The organism is Xylocopilactobacillus apis (assembly GCF_033095965.1).
GTDB lineage: Bacteria > Bacillota > Bacilli > Lactobacillales > Lactobacillaceae > Xylocopilactobacillus > Xylocopilactobacillus apis.
Map to the genome: position 1 here is coordinate 873849 of NZ_AP026801.1, position 22822 is coordinate 896670.

General features: G+C 31.7%; 26 protein-coding genes and 1 tRNA gene. 16 read left to right on the forward strand and 11 right to left on the reverse strand.

Annotated features, from left to right (window positions below; genetic code table 11):
* Positions 1 to 62: 62 nt before the first annotated feature.
* Complete coding sequence (locus tag R8749_RS04135; RefSeq protein ID WP_317698173.1) at positions 63 to 920, forward strand: fructosamine kinase family protein; 858 nt, start codon at positions 63 to 65, stop codon at positions 918 to 920.
* 27 nt (positions 921 to 947) lie between these two features.
* Here the strand turns inward: R8749_RS04135 and R8749_RS04140 are convergent, their stop codons facing one another.
* Both R8749_RS04140 and R8749_RS04145 read right to left on the reverse strand, forming a co-directional pair.
* Positions 948 to 1694: a hypothetical protein gene (locus tag R8749_RS04140; RefSeq protein ID WP_317698175.1), complete on the reverse strand. Its 747-nt coding sequence runs from the start codon at positions 1692 to 1694 to the stop codon at positions 948 to 950.
* 135 nt (positions 1695 to 1829) lie between these two features.
* Positions 1830 to 2711: a helix-turn-helix domain-containing protein gene (locus R8749_RS04145; RefSeq protein WP_317698177.1), complete on the reverse strand. Its 882-nt coding sequence runs from the start codon at positions 2709 to 2711 to the stop codon at positions 1830 to 1832.
* 311 nt (positions 2712 to 3022) lie between these two features.
* On the opposite strand from R8749_RS04145, the gene R8749_RS04150 reads away from it, so the two are divergent.
* The 8 genes from R8749_RS04150 to R8749_RS04185 all read left to right on the forward strand — a co-directional run bounded on the left by R8749_RS04150 (position 3023) and on the right by R8749_RS04185 (position 10754).
* Positions 3023 to 3952: an ABC transporter ATP-binding protein gene (locus tag R8749_RS04150; RefSeq protein ID WP_317698179.1), complete on the forward strand. Its 930-nt coding sequence runs from the start codon at positions 3023 to 3025 to the stop codon at positions 3950 to 3952.
* Complete coding sequence (locus R8749_RS04155) at positions 3949 to 4710, forward strand: ABC transporter permease (RefSeq protein WP_317698180.1); 762 nt, start codon at positions 3949 to 3951, stop codon at positions 4708 to 4710. The genes R8749_RS04150 and R8749_RS04155 overlap by 4 nt, the downstream gene beginning before the upstream one ends.
* On the forward strand, positions 4707 to 5480 hold the full coding sequence (locus R8749_RS04160; RefSeq protein WP_317698181.1) for an ABC-2 family transporter protein: 774 nt from the start codon (positions 4707 to 4709) through the stop codon (positions 5478 to 5480). The genes R8749_RS04155 and R8749_RS04160 overlap by 4 nt, the downstream gene beginning before the upstream one ends.
* A 76-nt stretch (positions 5481 to 5556) precedes the next feature.
* On the forward strand, positions 5557 to 6372 hold the full coding sequence (locus tag R8749_RS04165; RefSeq protein WP_317698183.1) for an SLAP domain-containing protein: 816 nt from the start codon (positions 5557 to 5559) through the stop codon (positions 6370 to 6372).
* A gap of 226 nt (positions 6373 to 6598) precedes the next feature.
* On the forward strand, positions 6599 to 7216 hold the full coding sequence (locus R8749_RS04170; RefSeq protein ID WP_317698509.1) for an ABC transporter transmembrane domain-containing protein: 618 nt from the start codon (positions 6599 to 6601) through the stop codon (positions 7214 to 7216).
* Between the two features lie 18 nt (positions 7217 to 7234).
* A complete protein-coding gene (locus R8749_RS04175) occupies positions 7235 to 8137 on the forward strand; it encodes an ATP-binding cassette domain-containing protein (RefSeq protein WP_317698184.1) in 903 nt (300 codons plus the stop codon).
* A 397-nt stretch (positions 8138 to 8534) separates the two neighbouring features.
* Positions 8535 to 10088, forward strand: coding sequence for an MFS transporter (locus tag R8749_RS04180; RefSeq protein WP_317698185.1), 1554 nt, complete (start codon positions 8535 to 8537; stop codon positions 10086 to 10088).
* A 138-nt stretch (positions 10089 to 10226) separates the two neighbouring features.
* A complete protein-coding gene (locus tag R8749_RS04185) occupies positions 10227 to 10754 on the forward strand; it encodes a PadR family transcriptional regulator (RefSeq protein WP_317698187.1) in 528 nt (175 codons plus the stop codon).
* Between the two features lie 252 nt (positions 10755 to 11006).
* Here R8749_RS04185 and R8749_RS04190 read toward each other — a convergent pair whose 3' ends face one another.
* The 5 genes from R8749_RS04190 to R8749_RS04205 form a co-directional block, all read right to left on the reverse strand.
* Positions 11007 to 11096 carry a type I toxin-antitoxin system Fst family toxin gene (locus R8749_RS04190; RefSeq protein WP_317698189.1) on the reverse strand — a complete coding sequence of 30 codons (90 nt, stop codon included), beginning with the start codon at positions 11094 to 11096 and terminating at the stop codon, positions 11007 to 11009.
* A gap of 565 nt (positions 11097 to 11661) precedes the next feature.
* A complete protein-coding gene (locus tag R8749_RS04195) occupies positions 11662 to 12435 on the reverse strand; it encodes an ABC transporter permease (protein WP_317698190.1) in 774 nt (257 codons plus the stop codon).
* Between the two features lie 3 nt (positions 12436 to 12438).
* Positions 12439 to 13332, reverse strand: coding sequence for an ABC transporter ATP-binding protein (locus tag R8749_RS04200; RefSeq protein ID WP_317698192.1), 894 nt, complete (start codon positions 13330 to 13332; stop codon positions 12439 to 12441).
* 2 nt (positions 13333 to 13334) lie between these two features.
* Entirely contained in the window at positions 13335 to 13529 is a 195-nt protein-coding gene (locus tag R8749_RS10790) for a PLD nuclease N-terminal domain-containing protein (RefSeq protein ID WP_425613211.1), read from the reverse strand.
* Between the two features lie 427 nt (positions 13530 to 13956).
* A tRNA-Ser gene (locus tag R8749_RS04205) sits at positions 13957 to 14044 on the reverse strand.
* Between the two features lie 100 nt (positions 14045 to 14144).
* Between R8749_RS04205 and R8749_RS04210 the strand changes: the two genes are divergently transcribed.
* The 7 genes from R8749_RS04210 to R8749_RS04240 all read left to right on the forward strand — a co-directional run bounded on the left by R8749_RS04210 (position 14145) and on the right by R8749_RS04240 (position 18863).
* Entirely contained in the window at positions 14145 to 14531 is a 387-nt protein-coding gene (locus tag R8749_RS04210; protein WP_317698195.1) for a hypothetical protein, read from the forward strand.
* A gap of 179 nt (positions 14532 to 14710) precedes the next feature.
* A complete protein-coding gene (gene infC / locus R8749_RS04215; RefSeq protein WP_317698510.1) occupies positions 14711 to 15223 on the forward strand; it encodes a translation initiation factor IF-3 in 513 nt (170 codons plus the stop codon).
* A gap of 11 nt (positions 15224 to 15234) precedes the next feature.
* The gene (gene rpmI, locus R8749_RS04220; protein WP_317698197.1) at positions 15235 to 15435 is read left to right on the forward strand and encodes a 50S ribosomal protein L35; all 201 of its coding nucleotides are present in this window, start codon (positions 15235 to 15237) and stop codon (positions 15433 to 15435) included.
* Between the two features lie 18 nt (positions 15436 to 15453).
* The gene (gene rplT, locus R8749_RS04225; RefSeq protein ID WP_317698199.1) at positions 15454 to 15807 is read left to right on the forward strand and encodes a 50S ribosomal protein L20; all 354 of its coding nucleotides are present in this window, start codon (positions 15454 to 15456) and stop codon (positions 15805 to 15807) included.
* A gap of 61 nt (positions 15808 to 15868) precedes the next feature.
* The gene (locus tag R8749_RS04230) at positions 15869 to 16618 is read left to right on the forward strand and encodes a class I SAM-dependent methyltransferase (protein ID WP_317698201.1); all 750 of its coding nucleotides are present in this window, start codon (positions 15869 to 15871) and stop codon (positions 16616 to 16618) included.
* A 2-nt stretch (positions 16619 to 16620) separates the two neighbouring features.
* Entirely contained in the window at positions 16621 to 17538 is a 918-nt protein-coding gene (locus R8749_RS04235) for a hypothetical protein (protein WP_317698202.1), read from the forward strand.
* Entirely contained in the window at positions 17535 to 18863 is a 1329-nt protein-coding gene (locus tag R8749_RS04240; RefSeq protein ID WP_317698203.1) for an NOL1/NOP2/sun family putative RNA methylase, read from the forward strand. The genes R8749_RS04235 and R8749_RS04240 overlap by 4 nt, the downstream gene beginning before the upstream one ends.
* On the opposite strand, the gene fni is transcribed toward R8749_RS04240, so the two are convergent.
* Genes fni through mvk form a run of 4 tightly spaced genes read right to left on the reverse strand, consistent with a single transcriptional unit; the run spans position 18829 to position 22765 of the window.
* Positions 18829 to 19857, reverse strand: coding sequence for a type 2 isopentenyl-diphosphate Delta-isomerase (gene fni / locus R8749_RS04245; protein ID WP_317698204.1), 1029 nt, complete (start codon positions 19855 to 19857; stop codon positions 18829 to 18831). The two genes, R8749_RS04240 and fni, sit on opposite strands and share 35 nt — an antisense overlap.
* Positions 19854 to 20840 (reverse strand): mevalonate kinase family protein, encoded by a 987-nt coding sequence (locus R8749_RS04250; protein ID WP_317698205.1) that lies wholly within the window; start codon positions 20838 to 20840, stop codon positions 19854 to 19856. Before R8749_RS04250 ends, fni begins: the two co-directional genes overlap by 4 nt.
* Complete coding sequence (mvaD, locus tag R8749_RS04255; protein ID WP_317698206.1) at positions 20833 to 21780, reverse strand: diphosphomevalonate decarboxylase; 948 nt, start codon at positions 21778 to 21780, stop codon at positions 20833 to 20835. The genes R8749_RS04250 and mvaD overlap by 8 nt, the downstream gene beginning before the upstream one ends.
* A gap of 1 nt (position 21781) precedes the next feature.
* The gene (gene mvk, locus R8749_RS04260) at positions 21782 to 22765 is read right to left on the reverse strand and encodes a mevalonate kinase (RefSeq protein ID WP_317698511.1); all 984 of its coding nucleotides are present in this window, start codon (positions 22763 to 22765) and stop codon (positions 21782 to 21784) included.
* Positions 22766 to 22822 lie beyond the last annotated feature (57 nt).

Sequence of the window (22822 nt, forward strand, 5' to 3'; positions counted from 1 at the left end):
GATTATGATAATACTTTAATCGAAGCATTGATATAGACTAATATTAGTGAAAGGACGTAAAAATGAACGAAAGATGGTTATATGAATTACCAATTTCTGATATTAAACGGTGTATTCCAGTTACTGGAGGGGATGTAAATCAAGCTTATCGTGTTATAACATCCAATTGTGATTATTTCTTATTAGTTCAACCTCAATCGAATATTAATTTTTATGAAGGAGAAATTGCCGGATTGAGTTTATTTGAACAAATTGGTATTCAAGCCCCAAGAGTTATTGCACATGGTCAAATTATGGGTGATAGTTATTTGTTATTAAATTATCTGAAAAAAGGTTTTGGCAAACAAAGTGATTTAGGAAAAATAGTTGCTCAATTACATCACTACAACAGTCCCAACAACAGGTACGGGTTTAATGTGAAGTATCAAGGCAGCGAAATGGCTTTTGATAATAGTTGGACTGATACTTGGAGTGAAATTTTTATTGATCGAAGACTTGATCCTTTATCAGAAATGATTGGATCCAAAAACCTTTGGGCCAAAAATGATTTTGATCAATATAGAAAAGCAAGGGAGATCATTAATGAATCTTTAAAACAACATAAGTCGAAACCATCTCTACTACATGGAGATTTATGGGGCGGGAATTATATGTTTTTAGAAGATGGAAGTCCTGCATTAATTGATCCTGCATGTTTTTACGGTGATCGAGAATTTGATGTTGGTATTACTACAGTTTTTGGAGGCTTTTCTAAAGATTTCTATGAATCGTATCAAGAAAGTTACCCATTGGATGAAGGATTTAATTTAAGGATCAATTTCTATCGCTTATATTATTTGATGGTTCACCTCAATAAATTCGGCTCAATTTATGCAAGTAGTGTAAATACTGTAATGCAGAAAATTTTGGCAAAAAAATAAAATAGCTTTCGCTATTTTATAAAAGTATTATTTATTTGACTTAGAACTGCTTTTTTCGCTTTTAGAAACAGCTGGGTTTGATTTGCTGCTTGAAGAACTAGATTTACTATTTTTTGGATAACTCTTCATGTATACTTTTTTCGTATTTTTCTCGTTAACTTTATCAAAAGCAAATTTTTGATTTTTGTTATCAAGACGAGTTACCACGTAATAAGAAAGTTGTTCGGTTCCTCCATTAATAACAGGATCCTTTAAACCACCATAGTTGTAATCTCCGACTTTAGTATTTGAAACAACACGCGTCATGAAATATCCTGGAGCGGTGATTCCATCGATTCCTTCACCAGCAACTTTCTTGCCTGTTATATCCATATAAAGATTAACTTTGCTGTCTTTTTTAATTACAGATTTCTTCTTGGCAGTACCAATTTCACCTTTTTTAGATAACTTTTTAGCGTAGGCAATAACATCCTCATTGCTTTTCTTTGAATTAAAATCTTTCATTGTTTTATGGCTTGCAGCTGTAACATAAGCAGTTATTTTGGCATCTTTGGTGACAATAACGCCGCCAACTTCAGTTTTGGGAGTGATGTTTTTATTTTGATCCGTGTAACAAACATACCAAATTCTTTCAGTAGAAGAGTTTATTGACTCTGCCATGCGAAGAGTTTTTACTGAGTCAGAAGAACTTCCACCAGTTTTGTTTTCGCATCCGACAAAAACTGTTAGTAGTAATATCGTTGTAATTGTTAAAAATATTTTTTTGATTTTCATTTTTACTCCATTTTGAATTCTTTTAAGCAACGTATTTAATTTTACCTAATATCAGTGATTTGTATAGTCCTGCTATGTTTTTTATCAAGATTCAAATAAGAGTAAATTAGAAGTCAAATCATACAGATCTGAAATTTATTCAATTTTTTCGTTTTTCACAAATTTCTTATTTCTTTTAAAATCATTAATATAACTTAATAATTCGTCATTTCCAGATACTTCTGCAAAAATAGAAGCTTTTTCCATGTTGTCATTGATTTCTTTCTCATATTTTTTCTGGTCTTTATGAAAAAGATTATATGCAATACGATAATAACTCTGATCAACGTAAGGCAATGCTATCATTTTTTTCGTTGTTTTTATTATATGATCACTAATTTCATTACTTTTACCATAATCGTGGTTATCTGAATAAAACTTAGCGGCATTATTAAGTGCTTTTAAATAATCCGTGATGTTCGATTTGTTAATCGTTATGTTATCAGCATAAGACAGAACCTGGTCAAAATAATATTTAGCTTTTTCTACATCACCTTTAATTGCATATGCGGTAGCAATACCGGTATTAGCAGCTAGAATATCGTCTTTGTTGTTATTTGCCTCCTGCAAAGCAATACCAAAGTTAAAAATAGCATCACTTGTGTTGGATTTTATGATTAAATCGATATTACCTTTAACATATCGATATCGGCTGCTTAATTTTTTAACTATATTTTTTTCATCAAGGGTATTAAACAATTTATTAGCTTCGTCGAATTTAAGTTGGGTAAAGAGCATTTGAATTCGATCTAGAATATTAAGCTGTTCTTGATATTTACTGTTATCAAACTCAGTTAAAACATCATTGACTGTTAACCCCAGTCTTAGACAAATTTTAACTAGGGTATCAGTCATAGGGGCAATATTTTTTTGTTCCATTTTTGATAGTGTAGATTGAGTACAAATTCCGTCAGCCAGCTCAGCTTGAGACATATTTAGTATTTTTCTTTGTAAAGTAATTTTAAATCCAATAAGCATATTGTGTCTCCAAAGTTCCATGTTTTTTATAAATAATATCATTATTTTAATTAAAAATCATGAACAACTCTGAACTGCATTCATAGATTATTTATAATTTTATGAATTAGAAATTGCTATAGTTACGTTTATTATCTACAACAAAATTGACTATTATTATAGAAATCATTATATTACATAATATAATGATTTATTTTATTAATTATTTTGAATATAGTTTGGCTAAAATATTTATTAATGATGACATATAAGTGATTGAGTAAAGTTTACAAAGAACGAATCAAAAAAGTATTAAATGGAAATTTAAGATAATGATCAAAATAGAGGATTTGTCGTTTGAATATACCACTTTTATCAAAAATCCTGGTATTAAAGGAACTTTAAAAGATTTATTTAAGCGCGACATAAAGAAAATAAACGCTTTAGAAAAAATAAATCTAAAAATTCGTGATGGAGAAATGGTTGGATTAATCGGACCTAACGGTGCAGGAAAAACAACTTTAACAAAACTTCTCACAGGAATTTTGCATCCAACACAAGGGACGATCCTAGTAAACAGTACAATTCCTAGTAACCAAAATAATCAATTTTTGAAAGAAATCGGGGTCTTGTTTGGACAAAAATCGCAGCTTTCTTGGGATTTACCAGCAATTGATACTCTAAATATGCTTTCAAAAATTTATTCTATTCCGACTGATAGATATCAATCGCGGTTACAAGAATTAACCCGGATGTTAGATGTTGAAAAAATATTAAGGATCCCTGTTAGAAAGTTATCTTTAGGGCAAAGAGTTCGTTGTGAATTGATGTGTTCTTTAATTCATTCTCCAAAATATTTATTTCTTGACGAACCGACACTTGGGTTAGACATTGTAACCCAAAGTTCGATTTATAAATTTTTGAAAAAAGAGAATCGTGAACATCATACGACAATTATAATCACTTCTCACTATTTAAAAGATATTGAAGAGTTAACTGATCGTTTATTAATAATTATGAAGGGGAGTCTCGTTTACGATGGCTCTACAAATGATTTGCCAATAAACCCCGAAGAATTCCAACATTTTTTAATAAAATACTCGGATGGTGAAAAACAGAAAGAGATTGTAATCGATGCAAAAGATGTTTCAAAAAAAATCGAAGAGTTGGGAATAGAAAAAATTCTTTCAGTTACCCGCCAAGGTATCTCTCTTGAAGATTTTGTTATGAATCTATTTGCTAAAAAGGAACAGAATAAATGAAGTATCTCGTTATTGCTACAAATAGTCTATTAGCTAGAGTTACTTATAAAAGTAATGAAATTACTCTTTTAGTTACAAAGATTTTACAAATGTTGGTAAGTATCTGGATGTGGATGGGAATTTATCATGCTTCAGGGCACCAATCAATTAATGGATTTCTTTTATCTGATATGGTGAAGTATTTAATTATTACCAACCTGCTATCTATTCTTTTTAGTACGACTCCAATTTTTAAATTAGCCAATAGAATCAGAGATGGGAGTTTAAACACATTACTTTATCGACCAATCTCAATTTATGGAGAGAACTTTGCATCTTATCTTGGATCTCAGTTTCTTTATTTAGTTGTAATTTTAATTTTGTCAGTATTTACATTTGATTTTAAAGAAGGTCTGCTTTTAGGAAGTTACATTATCGTGAGTTTTATAATGTTTTTTACCTTAATGATGGTTCTTGGAACTTTAGGCTTTTGGTTAATAAATATGTGGCCTTTGCGTTCAGGGGTAAATGCTTGTTATTTAGTTTTAGGCGGCCTTTATTTTCCGCTGTCATTTTTTGGAACAAGAATTGTTAAGGTTTTAGAATTTAATCCTTTTTCTCTAATAGCTGATGTCCCAGCCAGGATGATTACAGGACAAAATACATATAGTATTTTTACTTATTTTTTAGCCAATATTATATGGATAATAGTTTTTCTAGGGTTGTATAAATTGCTGTTAAATAAAGGTATTAAGAAATATGAAGGCGTTGGCGTATGAATTTAAAAATATTAAAATCTGCTTGGAAATTAAGTTTTCAAGAATTTCTAGTTTATAAAACTACTAGTATTTTGACTTTCATTTTAGCCGCATTATTTTTTTCAATCGAAATTATAGTTGGAATGATTTATTTTTCGGTTGAAAGTAATCTTAATGGTTGGACGAGATCAGATTATCTATTATTGATTTCTTCAATTACAACTATTACTTATATTTATAATATTTTCTTTATCGTTGGTCACGAAAATCTTAGTGAAGATATTTTGGAAGGTAATTTAGACTATCTGTTTTTAAGACCGGTTTCCAGTTACTGGTATTCAGCGCTCTCGCATTTAGATATTCCTAGTTGTTTCAATTTAGTTATTTCGGGTGTTATGTCAGTTTCAATCATTATTAGTAAACGCTTTAATTGGGTTGAAATACTACTTTATTTGTTAACTATATTTTTGGGAACCTGTTTTGTTTTTTTAATGAATCAAATAGCAGTTACTTTTTCCTTTTGGTTTGAAGGTTTTACAGCTTTAGGCGGGATCGTGGAAAATACAATTAATCTGCTGAGTCGACCTCTATCAATATTTCCTCAAATCATTCAAACGATTTTTACCTATATTTTTCCAGTTTTATTGGTGACAAACATGCCGGTTATTATTTTTAAAGGTAAGCATAACTATTATCTGTTAATTTATCTGCTTATTTACAATTTATTAATGTATGTTTTATCACGAAAATTATGGACTCTTGGAGTTAAACGCTATTCTTCAGCAAATTAAATAAGTTATGAAAGGAGGCGATAGATGTTAGATTTTGTTAGATCGGAAAATGATAGTTGTTAGGAGGTAATTAACAATGAAAAATAAAGGAGCACGTTTAATTAGAATTGTGATTGTAGCGTTAGCATCGTTTGTTGTTTGGATTTCATCCGTTAATGAGGTGCAGGCTGAAACTAGTTCAGCATTTATTTACGAAAAATCAACAATGGAGCCGCGAAGCGGATCTTTGATGATTAACTTTGTACCTAAATATAGCATTAGGGTTTATAGTACGCCCAGTACTTCAAATCCGACAAAAAAATTACTGCCAGATGGCAGTAACTGGAAAGTTTTTGGGATTCAAAACAAGTTCTATAACATAGGTAAAAATCAATGGATTCCTTCAGAGTATGCAATTTATCCTTGTAATAAAATGAATACGATAGGTTATGTCAACTATCCTGGATATTCGGTCAATATTTATAATTTTCCAAGGGGAGTGAATTATTCTAACAACGTAGGTGGATTAGAACATGGTACAGCAATTCATATCACTCAAAAAGCTGTTGTTAATGGTAAAACTTGGTATCAATTTGATAGAACAAATGACTTAGACTCTGGTTGGGAAAATTATTATAAAGGTAAAAGTTGGATTGAAGCAAGGTTTATATCTAACAATCCTATCTTTGTAACTTTATACGGCTGGGTACAAATCGAATATATTCCCGGTTATGGAGTTCGAGTTTATCAAACGCCTGATAAAAATAATCCGACAAATAAGTATTTACAACATGGTACTAGGTGGAAAGTATTTGGTTATCAAAACGATTACTACAAAGTCGGAAACAATCAGTGGGTTCCTGCTCCATATCTTAGTAAAAACCGTGTTACTCTCAGATGGCAATACAAATAAATAATTAAGCAAAAAAGGATAACAGAGCTTTAAAAGCAACTATTATCCTTTTTTATCTTAGCTAAAGTTAGCTTTAAAATCCTAAATAAAAAATCGTGTGCATTGTTTTCTCGTAAAATTGACCTATACTGAAAAGATCAAACATAAATTTATTTTATGTATATTTTTATACGTAGAAAGGATCCCCAACCATGGCAGTTATGAAAATATTTTGTAAAGCAAATATATTTATTTTTTTTATGTATCTTTCTCTTCTCTTTTACAAGTTTACGCTGCAACAATGTTGGGAACTGCTACGACAAATTTGGTAAACAAGCAAGTATCTGATTTCGTTAAAACAATTGGAATCGTGATGCTTTTGTGGATCGTTTCGCTTGTAGTTGGATATTTTACTGGTGTTGTTCAAGAACAGACAATTCAAAGTATGTCCAGGACAATTCGTTTAGAAGTTGCAAAAGGATTGGAGAATATGACGCCGGAAAATTATAATTCTCGGCCAGATTCTGAATATCAAGCGTTGCTTCAGAGTAATGTTACTTTTCTTGAAAACAATGGATTTCAAAGCGTTTATCGGATGATGAGATTTGTTGGCAATGCCTCATTTTCACTACTTGCTTTATTATTTTATGATTGGAGATTATTTGTTTTATCAATTTTATTATCGGCGCTGCTTTTGTTTGTTCCAAGAACTCTTTCTAAATATACAAAAAAAGGCGGGAAGTTGATTTCCTCAGGTAATTCTCAATTAATGAATCGGGTTTCCGAAGCAATTAAAGGTCATCAAAATCTTGCTGCATTATCTGCATACTCATATTTTTGCGCTTTGATTGATAGAGGATCATAATCATTAAAAGAAGCCAGTGTGAAAAATGCAAAAATACAAGGACAAGTTGGAATGGTGACAGCATTTCTAAATATTGTGAGCCAGTTAATTTTGATAGGTGCAACGGGTTTATTAGTATTTGCAGGTAAAATTTCAATCGGCAGTATTGTTGCCGTATTAGAACTAAGTGCAAAAATATTTGATTCTTTGGGAATTGTAAGCCGCTTTTTGGTCGCAGTTAATTCCACAATTCCAATTAGTCAAAAAATAGCTGAGATTTCGTCTAAATCAGTTACAAACAATAACCAAGATACTGAGATTAGGCAGTCTTTTCATGATTTAAAATTTGAAGACGTGGGTTTTAAATATCAAGTCTCCAATGATTATGTTTTTAGACATTTAAATTTTACAGTTAAAAAGGGTGATTTTATTCAAGTTTTTGGAAAATCTGGGATCGGTAAAACTACTTTATTTAAAGTCATTACAGGTGAGTTAACGCCGACTGAAGGCAAAATTTATTATAATAATACCTCAACTGAAAACATGACTTATCTTGATCGATCGAATCTGGTACAAATGGTTCCCCAAGATGGTTATATATTCGATGATAGCGTTGAAGGCAATATTTCACTGGGTAGAGATGTAAAAAGAAATTCAATTGATAATCTTATTAATGAATTAGAAATTCCTAAAGGAGATCCTGCTCATTTTTCTGGCGGTGAAAAGCAGCGGATTGGTTTAGCACGTGCGCTAGTCTCTCAAGATAAATTGACGTTAATTGATGAGGGATTATCTCAAATTGATATTGAATCCGCTCGTAAATTCTTAAATGTTATCAATAAGTACAACAAATATGCAATTATCTTTATTTCACATAGAGACGATGAATTAAAAGATGTCCCTCATGAAATTATCAATCTTGAAGAGTCTAATATTCATTGAAATAAAGTTATCATTAACCTAGCAAAAGTCTAACATAATTGGAAAAATTGATTTTTTAAAATGTTTTGGATTAGTTTGTCCTTAACAAAAATATCGAGGTAAAGGCTAAAGTAAATCTTGATACCGGTGAAGTCACCTTTTTTATTGACAAGGAAGATCTCGAAAAACTTAAAAATTCCAAAAATTAAAGGCTAATACATACAACAAATATTGAAAAAGCTAATTTAGACGATCGTTCTTTATTAGCTTTTTTGTTTAGAATCGAAGTTTGGTTAACGATTTGTAATGTAAATTAACGTTTAAAAACAACTTAAAAAATTCTAACATCGTTATTGATGTTTATATTAATAATATTAATATAAATAATATTAAATAAAAGGTAAAAGGTGATTTACTAATGTGTAGACGAAACTTAAAACTTGTTATTTTTGTATGTGGAATTTTCATTTGCATGCTTGATACAACTGTAATGAATGTTGCTTTGCCAGAGATTGGAGAAACATTTTCCACAGCTCTTAATAATTTATCGTGGGCATTAAATATTTATACGATTTTATTTGCCTCGTTGACCATACCGCTGACTAGAGTAGCCGAAAGATATGGAATGAATAAAATCATAATGCTAGGATTCATTATTTTTGGGATTGGCTCTTTAATTTCCGGCTTATCGAACGGTTTATGCATTTTAGTTTTTGGTCGTGCAATTCAAAGTATTGGTGCTGCTCTGGTCTTTCCACTTTCAATGACACTTGGGATTAATTTAGTTGATAAAGATAAAAGAACGGGAGTCATTGCTGTATTAGGTGTAACGCAAGGACTTGCTGCTGCACTGGGACCGGTGATTGGTGGAATTATTACTCAGTATTTAACTTGGCGTTGGATCTTTTTTATCAACTTGCCAATTGTAATTTTTGTTTTGATTATTGGTTTGAAATTACTTGATTTCAAAGAAGTAAATGAAGAAGTTATTAACTTTGATATTTTTGGATCAGCTTTTAGCATCCTATTTCTTTTAAGTTTAACGACAGTTTTAACTCAGGGAAGAACCTGGGGTTGGACCTCGCTAACATCTTTATTGTTTATATTTTTTTCATTAGTCTTTTTTGTTTCTTTCTTAGTCGTTGAGATTAGGTCAAAAAAACCGATGATTCCCTTGGAACTATTCAAGGATAAAAACTTTATTGGTTCATCTGTTGTAGTGGTTTTGAGTAATTTGTTTTTAGTTGGGATTACCGTGCTTTTGCCAACCTACTATACTAACGTTAAACATTTTGATGCACTGCATGCATCATTTATGATCGTTCCGGTTACTCTATTTATTTTTATTATGTCACCAATCTCAGGTTTTGCTTTAAAAAAAACTGGTCCCAAAATTTTGCTTTCATTTGGTTTTTTATTAATGGTGATTGGTTATATTGGATATGCTAACAATGGGTTAAATAACCAATTATATTCTTGTATATATGGTGCACTTATCGGTGCTGGATATGGATTGATTACAGGGCCAATTACCGTCATTGGCGCATCTGATTTTACTGGTGAGTTACTTTCTGCATCGCAAAGTGTAACGGGAGTGTTACGCCAAATCGGGATCGTCTTAGCGGTTGCGATTTTTGTAACAGGTTTATATACAAATTTAAAAAGCGCCCAAGTCAAATCTGAAAATTATGTTTCAGAACAGGTATCTGGACTAAATATTCCTAAACAAGCAAAATCCACATTGATTAAAAAATCGATCGAAGGTATTAGAGAACAGAAAACATCAAATACGGCAAAAAAGCATACGGGTAACGCCAAGATCGATCAAGGTATAAATAGGGTTATTAAGGATATTAAAGATACTGCCCTTAATAATATAGTTAATGCTTTCAAGTCGTTATATAAGGTCGCAATACCATATTTGATAGTCACATTAGTTTTAACATTTCTATTCTGGAAGAGAAGAGTGTAAATCTAATATTAAAAAATGTTGCCAAAAATATCATTTTCTTTGATATAAATGCGATATAGAATTTGTTAATATAAAAGCAGAACATAGATACAAATGAGTGTAAAATTCTATTAACAGTTTATAAAAAAGGAAGTCATCATGAAAGGCAAAGATATTATTCTCGGATTACTAAATAGTAAAGGAGGACTTACTGGATATCAAATAAATGACATTTTACATAGTCAATTGCGGCACTTTTATGATGGTGGATTTGGAATGATCTATCCAACGCTAAAGAATCTTGAAAAAGATGGACTAATATATAAAGATAGAATTGAACAAGAGGATAAACCTAGTAAAAACGTCTTTTTTATTACTGAATCGGGTAAAGAAGAATTTAAACAATCTGTAAATAAGAAAACTGAGCCAGATATTATAAAGTCAGATTTTTTGATGAAACTTTATTTTGGTGAATTTTTAGAACCCGGTAAAGCCATTGAATTTCTAAAGGAAGAACTACATAGAAAAAAAGCCGATCTATCTGATTTAAAAGATAATCTATCAAATTGGGATGCTAATGGAATGTCAGATGATCAGAGATTTTCTGCAAAATATGGAATTGAATATTATAAAGCAGTAATAAAAGTCATTGAAGAACACTTAAAAAATAAAATGGACGGTGATTAAATGTATAATGAAACGAAAATGATCGTCCTATAAACTCTTCAATGTTTATGTATCGGACAGTTTTTGTTATCTGTTTTTAGGTTCCAGAATGGCTACGGATAAGTAGACAAAAATAAAAGTATTCGGTTGATTAAATTATCTATCGTGTTAGAATATATACGAAAATATCTCAGCAACATACACCAAGACCCTAGCTATTACGAGTAGCTAAGGTCTTTTTTTCACTTCATAAGCGGGTGTGGTTAAGCTGCCTTATTTCTTCTTGCGATTATTTAACCAATAATTAAAAGCTGCGAGAAGAATCCCCACCGTCAGCGGGGCAATAAAATATCTCAGCAACATTACACCCCCGATCTGTTACAGAATTTTACTGCGTTAGATCAGCAAGGCAAAACATAAAAATGAGATCTTTCCTTTTAAAGTAAAGGAGAGGAAAAGCTACTAAGGATTAATGTTCTTTTTCACTTTGTATCAATTTTCTTAACAATTCTGCATTCATTCTATTTAAGTTGGAATCACTAACTTCAACTAATAATTTTGGATTTAATCTTTTTTTGGATGCCGTTTTTAAGCAGTGGAGTTGAGGATCTTTCCAATGGATTATTTGTTGCGACGATTTTACGAAACACGATTGAACAAACACTTTGGCATTGCCAAAATATAAAAAGCAACCTCAAAACTCGATAAATTAATTTGCTAGTAGATGAGTCTGGAAAACGTGATCGGAAATTTATGGAAGATTACTCAAAGTTTATCCCATTTTAATTTTATACTTTTGACAAAGTTGTCCGCTTTTTAAATATGACAGATTAATTTGATTTAACGATAAAGATCAAATTAAATTTTAAGCAGCTAACATGTTTGAACTTGATTTGAAAATAGATTATTGCTCTAATTAAACAAGGTTTTAAACATCATGAATTTTTTTAAAATCGATCAAAGTTATCATAATAAGTAAGATAATTATTCCAATTGATCCAATGATGTTTAAACGCCAGTCGGCTGTTAAATTCATTTTGTTCATGACGGAACTAGCGTTGCTGCTCAGGACGGCAGGATTAATAATTCTGATGATTTTCCAATCCAAATTATTTAACACTAATAAAATGGTTGGAATCATAAAAGTAATCAATGCTGCTACAATTTGGCTATTAAATATAGCGCTTGCGGTAATTCCAATGGTAATGACGAATAAATACCACAACAGGTAGAACAGCGTAGCCCTGACAAATAAACTTGAGTTAACAGCAGAATAGTAAATATTAGTATAATACCAACCAGCTAACATCCCAACGATTGCGCTTAAGACAAAAAGAACATAGTAAAAAAGGTATTTGCTTAAGAGATATTCTAATGAGTTAATCGGCTTAGAAAATAGCAGGTCAAAAACGCCACTGTTTTTTTCACTGATAATTGAACTCATTAGGGTAATGGCAATTACGATAATTCCAATTTCGTTTAACTGATTAAAAATTCCAGCTAAAACTGAATTGCCCGAAGGAGATGCAAATTTTGGATCCAAGATCAGACCACGGTTTTTGCTCACGAGTTTTGGGAGTAGGTGCATGGATATTGGCTGCATGATGGCGGTAACGATAAAAACCAAAGGAATCCAAAATATTTTAAATTCTTTAACTGATTCTTGGAATTCTTTTTTTAAAAGTACTAATAATTTTTTCATAAATTAGTCCTCCATCAGTTGTGTGAAATAATCATCAAGTGAGAATTGCCCAGTTTTAATTGTTGAAAAATTTAAATTGTAATCAACGAGGATTTGAAGAACTTGATTTTTCCATCCATAATCTGAAGATTGGGCATTAATTTGAATTTCAGTTGGTGATTTTAGAATCACATTTTTTATTGCAGATATTTGCTTAACGTGAGAAATCCATTGATCATTTGGTTTAAATAATTTTATATTTAGAGAATCATCGGATTGCATTTGTTTCAAGTAGAAATCGTCTCGAATTTGAGCTTTTTTCATAATCAAAAAACGGTTACAAATTTCTTGCGCATCCGCCAAAATATGAGTAGAAAAAATAATAGTTGTTTCTTTTTTTAAATTTTGCATGATTTTTAAAACTTCGTGTCGTCCTGAGGGATCGAGTGCAGATACAGGTTCATCTAAAATTAAAAATTTTGGATGATGAATTGTTGCCTGAGCAATACCCAGTCTTTGACGCATTCCACCAGAAAATTCATTAATTTTTCGATCTCCAGATTCAAGTAATCCGACTCCTTCTAGTGATTGATTTATAAGGCTGGAATCTATTTCGAAAATTTGACAGTTAAATTCTAAAAATTCGCGCGCCGTCATCCATTCGAAAAATTTAGGATCCTGAGGAAGATAACCGATTAAATTTCTATTTTGAACAATCTTCTGACCTTCAAAATAAATTTGACCTTCCGAGGGTTTTAAAATTCCCGTGATCATTTTTAAGAAGGTGGTTTTCCCTGAACCATTTGGTCCAATTAATCCAATGCAGTCGTGAGGGAAAATTTGTAAAGATAAATTTTTGACAGCATTTTGAGATTTAAAATTTTTACTCAAGTTTTTTATATCTAATAATGGATCCATTGTTAAAGCCTCTGTCTGCCAAAAATAAAATAAGCGATTGATCCAAGGAGGGTTCCAAAAATGATTACGGGCAGCCATAAAAGTTCTATCGGTTTTTTGTGATTTTTGAAAAGGTCAATCGTCGCGACAACGATCAAAATTATTTGAATAATGATAAGCGGTAAAAGTGTTTTTAAAGCTTCAAGGTCTAAATGCATATTTTTATCCTCTATTTTGAATTTTGTGAAGCTATTTAGAAAATTTTCTAAATAGAGTTTAAACTTCAAAATTTTAAAAAGCAATAACTATTTTGAATTTTTTCTAAATAGTTTTTATCTTAAAAATGATATGTGGCGCTATTTAACAATGGGAGTGATTCACGTCTCATTTTGAACGCTTTTTTGAAGATAAATAGGTAACGCGTGATAACTAAACTAATAAAAAAAATCCCACTAAATTGGGATTCCCGAATGCTATCTTGGGTAATAAATCTTTTTTAGGATCCTAAAAAGGATGTACAAAAATTAAACCCAAATGTATACGTTTTGTGCACGATTTGTATCAGTAATTTTAATTCAAAACATTAATTAATATTAGATAATCCCGTTAAATCGGCGTTTTTAGGAGTTAATATTAGTTAAATAAAGGAGAGTACAGGATTTGAACCTGCGCGCCGGTATAAGCCGGTTCGCCGGATTTCGAGTCCGGTGCATTACCACTCTGCCAACTCTCCGTGTCCAGTGTTAAATATTAGCATTTTTTTGATATTTGGGCAATAATAATTAATAGTATGTTAAAATTCAAAATGACCAAAAAAGATCTTAGGAGAAGTAATGAAGAATTTTACTAAAGATTTTCCTTTTATTTTTAATGTAGTCTATATTTTTGCTGTCTTTGTTGAGGTCTTAATTTTGCTTTTCGGAAATAGATCCCAATTAAATTATGCTCATTTTATTGAATCGTATAAAGAAGTTGGAAATACAGTCTTTTTTTTACCTTGGTTAGGGTTAATTGTTAATATTGTTTCATATTTATTCAATCTAGATGACGGTTGGGTTTTAGGCGGTTGTTTAGCTGGAATTGCTGGATTTTTGGTCTTAGCAATTTTGCCAGAATTTTTTTACGTTGGTTTAGTATTTCTTTGGATTGGGATCTTTTTATTTTATCGTTCTTTAACCAAGAGAAGGCAAAAGATTGTCAATCACGCCAACACAAGGTGACTTGAATTTTTTAAAATAAAGAGTAATATTAATAAATGTTTATTAAGTAGAACTAAGTTCTCGCCTATGTTAATCCTCTGGGTATCTTTCGTGAGATATTTGCGGCAGGATTGTAGGGGGTCCTGTTATTTTTTTTGTAATTTTGTTTAAAAATTGAGGTGAACGCAATAGTTAAAAATATGATCGTAAATGAGGGGATTAAGTCTCATGAAGTGAGATTGATCTCTGATACCGGTGAGCAACTCGGGGTCAGATCAAAAGAAGAAGCGCTTGAATTAGCGCATCAGAGAGACTTAGATGTAGTTTTGGTAGCACCAAACAGTAAACCACCGGTTGCTAAAATTATGGATTATGGTAAGTACCGTTTTGATTTGGAGAAAAAGAACAAAGACTCAAAGAAGAATCAAAAAGTAGTCAGCGTAAAAGAAATACGTTTAAGTCCAACGATTGATCAAAACGATTTCAACACTAAGTTGAATAATGCTCGCAAATTTCTTACTAAAGGTGAGAAAGTTAAAGCTAGTATTAGATTTAAAGGTCGGGCGATTACGCATAGCGAAATTGGCCGAGAGGTTTTAGAAAAATTTATCGAGCAAACTGAAGATATTGCAACAGTGGAATCCAGACCTAAAATGGATGGTCGCAGTATGTTTTTAATGTTAGCTCCTAAAGTTGAAAAAAACAGCAAGTAGAAAGGGTTATAATGCCAAAATTTAAAACGCATCGTGCTTCTGTAAAAAGATTTAAAAGAACAGCCAGCGGCGGATTGAAACGTTCACACGCTTACACTTCTCACCGCTTTCATGGAAAAACTAAGAAGCAAAGACGACAATTATCAAAATCAGCAATGGTAAGTCATTCAGATATGAAACGTATTGGCCAAATGCTAACAAATATGAAGTAAATTTAGGAGAAATAAATAATGGCAAGAGTAAAAGGCGGCCCATCCGCACGTAAAAGAAGAAAAAAGATTTTAAAGCTCGCCAAAGGTTATCGTGGAGCTAAACATATTCAATTCAAAGCAGCACATTCTCAGCTCTTTGTGTCGTATAGATACGCATTTCGTGATCGTCGCCAAGTAAAGCGTGATTTCAGAAAATTATGGATTGCTCGTATTAATGCAGCTGCTAGAATGAATGATATTTCATACAGCCGTTTGATGCACGGGTTAAAATTAGCTTCAATTGATTTAAACCGAAAAATGTTAAGTGAGATTGCAATTAGTGATCCTGAAGGATTTTCTGATTTAGTTGAAAAAGCAAAAGCTCAACTTTAAAAATTAGCACCGTAAGGTGCTTTTTTTTTAGACTAATAAAACTATTATGAGATAATTGACCATGACTTTTGAAGATTATTTTGCAAGATTTAAAGACTTAGATTTAATTTTTTCATTATCAATTAAAGAAAAAATCGCTGCTATGAATTTAGCAGTTGAGGAATTAACTCATTCCAATTATCCAAGAAATCCGTTACCTTTTTTACCGCTATCTGAAGATGAAGTTTTAGATTTAATAACATTAAATTTAAAGAGTCCTGACTTAGAGGAAAAAATTTCTGCACTAGATCACCTTTTGATGGATTTTCGCAATGTTGTTCGAGAAAATCTAGGTCTATACTGTATTTTAAACGATCATTTAATAGATGATTTAGTTTCATACCTAAATTCACCAGTTCTTGAAATAGCGGCTGGAAATGGATTTTTATCTTCTCAATTGAGTAAAAAAGGGCTTGATATTACAGCTGTCGACAACGGAGAGTATAAGACAGAGACACTGAATGAAAGTAATTTTTTTCCGATAAAGCAAGTTGATGCGATTGATTATTTATCTAAAAATCTAGAAAAATATTCGACCATAGTATTAGCTTGGAGTCCTGATAACAGTGATCTCGATTTGAAAGTTTTAAATTTAATTCGGCAAAATAAAAGAAAAATCAGCTTTATTGTAATAGGGGAGCATAATGGAAAAACAAATTCAACTAAATTTTGGTCTGAAGTTCGTTTTATTAATCTAAAAAAAATGTTAAGGTTGAACAAAGAATTTCCCGATTTTGATTTATATCATGATCGGATCTATATGGTTGAATAAAAATGTGGAAAAAATTTATAAACTTTTTAGTAATTGGAGCTTTGGCATATTGCCTTATTTTGATTTTTAGTCAAAACGATAAACGGGCAATTAATAATAATGGATTATCTCCAAATGCTCTTGTTTTCCCCACTAAGAGCAGTGAATCACTGAGGAGTGCGTTAGCCAAAATTGAACATTCAACACAAGATGATGATCAATTTCAGCTTCAATTTATTACATCAAGTGATATTGTTTACATTTATGATAAAGGAATCACATTAAATTTACCTCTAAATGAAGGCAGAAAATTTTCTAATGAAGATTTTATTGCGGATGTGCCCTTGGCAATTGTTGGAAAAGATGTTAAAAAGAATGTTTATTTAAATCAGCTTCAAAATTATTATATTCTTGGGAAAAAATATATTTCAATTATTGGATTTACTGGATTTAGAGAAACAAAACAGCTTAACTCTAAAGTTTTTATTAGTGTTAATAGTCATAATTTGCCGCAAAATGTTAAGTTGAAGCAACTAACAGTAGTTGGGGATGGACCAAAAATTATTGAGCATTCTAATAAATTTAGAAAGATTTTTCATTCTTCAAAAGAAAAGAAATTTTTATCTAGTGAAATTCCAATCATTGGTAGTGGCTGGCTGAAGCATAGCTGGATCTTTATATTTTCTGATCTCTTAGTGATGACAATTATGATTATAGTCATTGCCATTCAATTTGAAACCTATTCTAAAAGTTCGAGAAAACACATTGATTTATGGATTGCAGTTATTGATTTAATTTTTGTAAGCATTGCTTTATTTATCGGGTTAAAAATGCAGTACATAATTAATGGTTATATCATAAGTTTTGTCGTTTATATCTCAACTTTGATCGAAATTTGGTTAGGACACTATTTAGCAAATTATAAAATATTAACAATATGAAATTACCAATTGAATTTATCAAAAAATATCAGAAACTATTAGGCTCATCAGCTGATGAGTTTGTAAATTCTTTTAAAAAGCAAAGTATTAGCGCTTTTCGAGTTGAAAATAAAAGAAATTTAACAGATTTTTCATCATATCAGCCGATTGAGGAAATTCCTAATTCTTATTATGGGAAAATTTCAGGCAATAGCATTGAATTTTTGGCAGGAGCTCTTTATAGTCAAGAACCTAGTGCCATGTATGTTGCTAAGGTTTTAGCTCCTAAAGAAAATGATTTAGTTCTAGACCTTTGTGCAGCACCCGGAGGAAAATCGACGTATCTTGCCTCTCAATTAAATGGAGAGGGTTATTTGTTGGCAAATGATATTGATTTAAAGCGTTCTAAAGTTTTAGCTGAAAATATTGGCCGGATGGGCTACTCAAATGTTGCAGTAAGTAATGAGACTCCTGAAAATTTGTCAAAAAAATTCCCTGAAACTTTTTCTAAAATTTTAGTTGACGCTCCTTGCTCGGGAGAAGGGATGTTTCGAAAAGATCCAGAAGCTATTAAATACTGGAGTAGTGAATATCCTTCTTCTTGTGCCCGTCTTCAAAAAAAGATCCTTTCAAGCGCTATTAAGATGTTAGCGCCTGAAGGAATCTTGGTTTATTCAACGTGTACTTTTTCTCCCGAAGAGGATGAAGGGGTCGTCTCAAGTATTCTTGAAAGTAATCGTGATCTTAAATTATTAGAATTTGATTTTCCAACTGGAGGAGAAGCAGGGGTGCCAGATTTTGGCAATGGTGATCCTGAATTAAAGAAGTGCTTACGGCTATATCCCCATCGTTACAAAGGAGAAGGTCAATTTATTGCTAAGTTTCAAAAAATGGGTCAAATCAAAAGTCCAAAAAAGTCTAATTTTAAATTGCAATCAAAAATTTCACCGATTTTTACAGAATTTATGAATTCTACATTTGTTAATCCAATTTCAGATGTTTTTAATCTTAATGATGCTTATTACTCTTTAGACTTAACTTTTTATGATTTAGTCAAAGATCTCCATTTAGTTAAAAAAGGAGTTAAAATCGGGGATTTAAAAAAGAATCGGTTTGTTCCGCATCAAGATATATTTTTGGCCCAGCCGCATTCAAACTTTAAGAAAATTATTGAGTTGGATGGTGATCAATTTCGCGCTTATCGCCACGGTGAAGAATTAAAAATTGAAGAAGTTTCTCCAACAAAACAATGGGTTGCTTTATCTTATCAAGGTTATGTGTTTGGATTTGGGCATTTAGTTCAAAATCGAATTAAAAATTTTTATCCAAAAAATTTACGGAATTAGCGATTTTTGAAGAGGGAATGTAAGGAGCTTGTTTCAATTCTTCAAGATTTTTGGTCCCAATCATTAACATGATTTTTGGAATCATTTCAATCCATTCAGTGATCATCGTCTCTAAACTATCAGGATCTCTTTTAATTAATGGATGTAAAAATGTGCCGCTGATTCCAACTAATTTAGCACCTAAAACATGAGCTTTGATAATATCAAGCGGGTTTCGAACTCCGCCGCTTCCAATTAAATTTACCGCATATTTTTTGGCAGCAAGTAATGATTCAACGGTACTAAGTCCTAACTCTTCAAGATAATCAAGATGGTGAGTTTTATTTTGCTGATTTTCAATTTTAATAAAATTAGTCCCGCCAGTTCCTGAGACATCGAAAACTTTTACTCCAATGTCTGATAACCGTTTTACATCATTAGGATTAATCCCGAATCCGACGGATTTAATAATTACAGGCTGTTCAATTGAATTTACAATATTTTCGATGTTGTTAAGTAAATGAAAATCTCGATCACCCTCAGAATTAACTAATTCTTGAATTGAGTTCAGATGCAACTGGATTGCGTTTGCATCAATCATTTTAATCGCTTCTTTAACATGCTCAATTTTTTGATTTGCGCTTAGATTAGCAATAATAAAACCATCGGGATTTTTTTCTCTAACTACAGAAAAACTATCTTTTGTGTTTTGATCGATGATGCCAATTTTTTGGGAACCAACTGCCATTGCTAAATGATATTTATTAGCAATGGTCGCTAGTTGAGAATTGATTTCTTTGGCTCTAGAAGATCCACCAGTCATTGCATTAATAAAAAAGGAATGTAAAAAGTGAGAACCTAAAATATCAATTGTTGGATCCACCTCTGATAAATTTAATTCTGGTATCAGGGTGGGAACTAGGCGAATTTCATCAAAGTCGTTTTTTTGATTTGGGTCATAGTATTTTTCGAAAAGACTTAAATGTTCATTCTTTCTTTGTAGTGCGTCACTCAATTAACCACCTCCAAGTTTAATGGAATAATATTTTCATGCTCCCAATTGTTATAAAGGGACTCTTTTTTTTGTTCACAAGCAATTGCAATCCCGCAGTCACCGCCACCTGCTCCAGATTGTTTGGCTGGTATTTTTAATTTATTAGCAGATAATACTAGTTTTTTTAAAGGAGGGGAAAATATACCAAGATTGTATCGAAGGTCAAAATTCCAATACAAATTTGCAATATTTTGAAAGACATTTGTAACCCCTGGCTGGTCATTAATTAAATTGCGATATAAAAGATTTGTTAACTCATCTACTTTTTGACTGAAATCAGTTTTTACTTTGGCAGGCAGGTTATTAAATTTGTTTACTCCCATTGAAGTTTTATAAGGCTCGCCGGTGAACCCAATAAATAATTTGAGATTACTCGGCCAAGAAAAAGTTTGTATTTTTAGTGGAGAATCTAAATTTTTAGGCTTTTGATAATAAATGGGTTTTTGAAAAGAAGCAATCGCTATATCACCAAACGAACTTTCTTGAAATTGATCAATCTGTGCCTTTAAAGCTAAATGATAAGTCTCTGTTGCGTTAATTTCTACTTTATATAAAGCAAGGATCGCTTTAATTGTTGCGACGGTGATTGCTCCAGAAGATCCAAGACCGATTTTTCCATAGGTAAGATCTTCAAGATCACTTTCGATAATTAAAGAAAAATTGTTTAAATTTATTTTTTTATCAAGCAAGAAAGAACGAACCGTCTTAAGAGACTTAAAAATGGGGAGCCAATAATCACTTACTTCTAATTCAGTTTGTAATTTAATAAAATTAACTTTAAGTTCTTTTTGACCGCTTTTAATTATTGAAAATTCATTTTGAAAAAATTTAATTTGGACTGATAAATAACGATTTACCGGGACAATTAAAGAATGGTAGAGAGGAGAAACAGCGGCATACTCACCCGAAATAAAAAGTTTTCCCGGTACTTTAATTTTAATCAATTAACTTAGCCCCTTCTCCTGGGAAACTTAAAGTGTAATCCCAATCTTTGAATTCTTTTTCTACGGCTGCCAATTTATCTTTAAGAGTAAAAACTTTAACATTTGGTCCCGCATCTAGCGAAAAATAAATCGGTAATTTTTTTTCCGCTCTAATTTTCCTCACTTGATCCATTAATTTAAGGGAATCAGGTGAAAAATAAATAATAGAAGGTTTAGCAGCAATGGTTGCTGCGTGCATCCCTAGTGAATTAGCTTCTCCTAGAGCTAATAAATTCTGCCAATCACTATTTTTAACGAGTTCTAAAGCATCTCTAAAGTCAGCTGTTGACCGTTTAATCCACGAGTCATAATAAGGAGACGTTTTTTTTACAATTTCCATTGCCTTAGTACTTGAAATTTTTTTGGGACTTTTATCATTGGTAAATGAAAGAACGACTAGGGGGATTTGATCTGAACTCACAATTGAAGTTCCAAATGATGTTTTGTCAGTCCCACACTGCCATGCAACTAAACCTTCGTCTATTGAACGAGTTGCAGATCCTGAACCAATTCTAGCTAAACGAGAAAGTTGGTCATGATTTAAGTTTAATTTATATTCTTGACTGCATGCGACACTTAAGGCAGCAAACCCGCTGGCAGATGATGCATGACCGGCTGAAGTTGGAAAATTGTTACGAGTTTCAATTACTGAAAATGTTTGACATTCAGCAAGCTCTCTAACTTTATTCATAAAAGTAGAAATCTTAGGGCTCTCAATTTTTTTCCCATTCAAAATAAAAACATCCTGCTTCAGTTTTGGATCAAGCCTAACTGAGGTAGATGTTTTAAGGCCGCTTAAGGTTAGAGAAAGGCTGGGTGAGGCGGGTAAATTAAGAGTTGGATCTTCTTTGCCCCAATATTTAATCAGAGCAATATTTGGATGAGCAGTTGATTTTGCCATTTCAATTACAATACTCGTTTAAAGAAATGATATGGGTAAAATTAGCCTTTTCTTGACAGAAAATCCGTTCTAATTTTACAGCTGATTCATAATCTTTCATTAAAGCAAAAATACTACCGCCTAAACCACTACCAGTAATTTTTGCTCCCAGACTTCCATTTTTGTGGGCTAATTTGATCAAATCATCAATTTTGGCAGTACTAAGCTGCATTTTTGAAAGAATTTGTTGATTTTCAGATAAATCTAGGCCAAATTTTTCAAGATTTCCATTTTGTAAATGATCAATTGCACGATAAGTAATTCCTTCAATAGAATTAAAATATTCAGTATACAGTGCGGGGTGCATTTTGGCGTTTTCAGAAACCTTTTTAACAGCATTTTTGGTAATGCCATTTTTCGGAGTAGTTGCAATGACTAAATATCCCTCTAGGTTTCTGTTAATCTGAAATTTAACTGGTTTTTTATTTTTTTGAAAAATGATCGGTGTATCACTGCCGGAAGTTATTAAATCAAGACCGCTGGGGTTAGTATGAACAATTTTTTCCGAAACATTAGCTAGATGATAAAGTTCAATAAATGATAAATTAGTTTGGAAGTAATTATCCAACGCTTTAGCTAAACTCCATGCTACTGCAGCACTTGAACCAAGACCGCTTGCTTCTGGAATCGAACTTTCAATGTTAACTTGAAAGTTCGAACCTGTCTCTTCAATATAGATTAAAAAGTCTTTAATTAATGCGTATAATGATGGCAGGATATTTTTGCAGTTCTCTAAATTTCCAAAGAAAAATTTACTTTTAAGGTAAATTCCTTTTTGGAAATTATTAGAGATATAAACTTTAGTTTGTAGAGTATTAATTGGAATTGCAAGCGCAGGTCGATTAAATACAACTGCATGTTCGCCATTAAGAATTAATTTACCGGATGCAACAGAGCTTGCAGGCGTTTTGGTTAAAGTTTTTATTTTCGGATCCCCCCGATTTATTTGTTAGATTAGATATGTATATTCTAAAACTTTGCCATTTTAATTTTTAAAAAAGGT

What these genes read in the sequence shown, in the direction of transcription:
- R8749_RS04135 (WP_317698173.1), top strand. Translation starts at nt 63, where the DNA reads ATGAACGAAAGATGGTTATATGAATTACCAATTTCTGATATTAAACGG.
- R8749_RS04140 (WP_317698175.1), bottom strand. Translation starts at nt 1,694, where the DNA reads ATGAAAATCAAAAAAATATTTTTAACAATTACAACGATATTACTACTA.
- R8749_RS04145 (WP_317698177.1), bottom strand. Translation starts at nt 2,711, where the DNA reads ATGCTTATTGGATTTAAAATTACTTTACAAAGAAAAATACTAAATATG.
- R8749_RS04150 (WP_317698179.1), top strand. Translation starts at nt 3,023, where the DNA reads ATGATCAAAATAGAGGATTTGTCGTTTGAATATACCACTTTTATCAAA.
- R8749_RS04155 (WP_317698180.1), top strand. Translation starts at nt 3,949, where the DNA reads ATGAAGTATCTCGTTATTGCTACAAATAGTCTATTAGCTAGAGTTACT.
- R8749_RS04160 (WP_317698181.1), top strand. Translation starts at nt 4,707, where the DNA reads ATGAATTTAAAAATATTAAAATCTGCTTGGAAATTAAGTTTTCAAGAA.
- R8749_RS04165 (WP_317698183.1), top strand. Translation starts at nt 5,557, where the DNA reads ATGAAAAATAAAGGAGCACGTTTAATTAGAATTGTGATTGTAGCGTTA.
- R8749_RS04180 (WP_317698185.1), top strand. Translation starts at nt 8,535, where the DNA reads ATGTGTAGACGAAACTTAAAACTTGTTATTTTTGTATGTGGAATTTTC.
- R8749_RS04185 (WP_317698187.1), top strand. Translation starts at nt 10,227, where the DNA reads ATGAAAGGCAAAGATATTATTCTCGGATTACTAAATAGTAAAGGAGGA.
- R8749_RS04190 (WP_317698189.1), bottom strand. Translation starts at nt 11,096, where the DNA reads ATGTTGCTGAGATATTTTATTGCCCCGCTGACGGTGGGGATTCTTCTC.
- R8749_RS04195 (WP_317698190.1), bottom strand. Translation starts at nt 12,435, where the DNA reads ATGAAAAAATTATTAGTACTTTTAAAAAAAGAATTCCAAGAATCAGTT.
- R8749_RS04200 (WP_317698192.1), bottom strand. Translation starts at nt 13,332, where the DNA reads ATGGATCCATTATTAGATATAAAAAACTTGAGTAAAAATTTTAAATCT.
- R8749_RS10790 (WP_425613211.1), bottom strand. Translation starts at nt 13,529, where the DNA reads ATGCATTTAGACCTTGAAGCTTTAAAAACACTTTTACCGCTTATCATT.
- R8749_RS04210 (WP_317698195.1), top strand. Translation starts at nt 14,145, where the DNA reads ATGAAGAATTTTACTAAAGATTTTCCTTTTATTTTTAATGTAGTCTAT.
- infC (WP_317698510.1), top strand. Translation starts at nt 14,711, where the DNA reads ATGATCGTAAATGAGGGGATTAAGTCTCATGAAGTGAGATTGATCTCT.
- rpmI (WP_317698197.1), top strand. Translation starts at nt 15,235, where the DNA reads ATGCCAAAATTTAAAACGCATCGTGCTTCTGTAAAAAGATTTAAAAGA.
- rplT (WP_317698199.1), top strand. Translation starts at nt 15,454, where the DNA reads ATGGCAAGAGTAAAAGGCGGCCCATCCGCACGTAAAAGAAGAAAAAAG.
- R8749_RS04230 (WP_317698201.1), top strand. Translation starts at nt 15,869, where the DNA reads ATGACTTTTGAAGATTATTTTGCAAGATTTAAAGACTTAGATTTAATT.
- R8749_RS04235 (WP_317698202.1), top strand. Translation starts at nt 16,621, where the DNA reads ATGTGGAAAAAATTTATAAACTTTTTAGTAATTGGAGCTTTGGCATAT.
- R8749_RS04240 (WP_317698203.1), top strand. Translation starts at nt 17,535, where the DNA reads ATGAAATTACCAATTGAATTTATCAAAAAATATCAGAAACTATTAGGC.
- mvaD (WP_317698206.1), bottom strand. Translation starts at nt 21,780, where the DNA reads ATGGCAAAATCAACTGCTCATCCAAATATTGCTCTGATTAAATATTGG.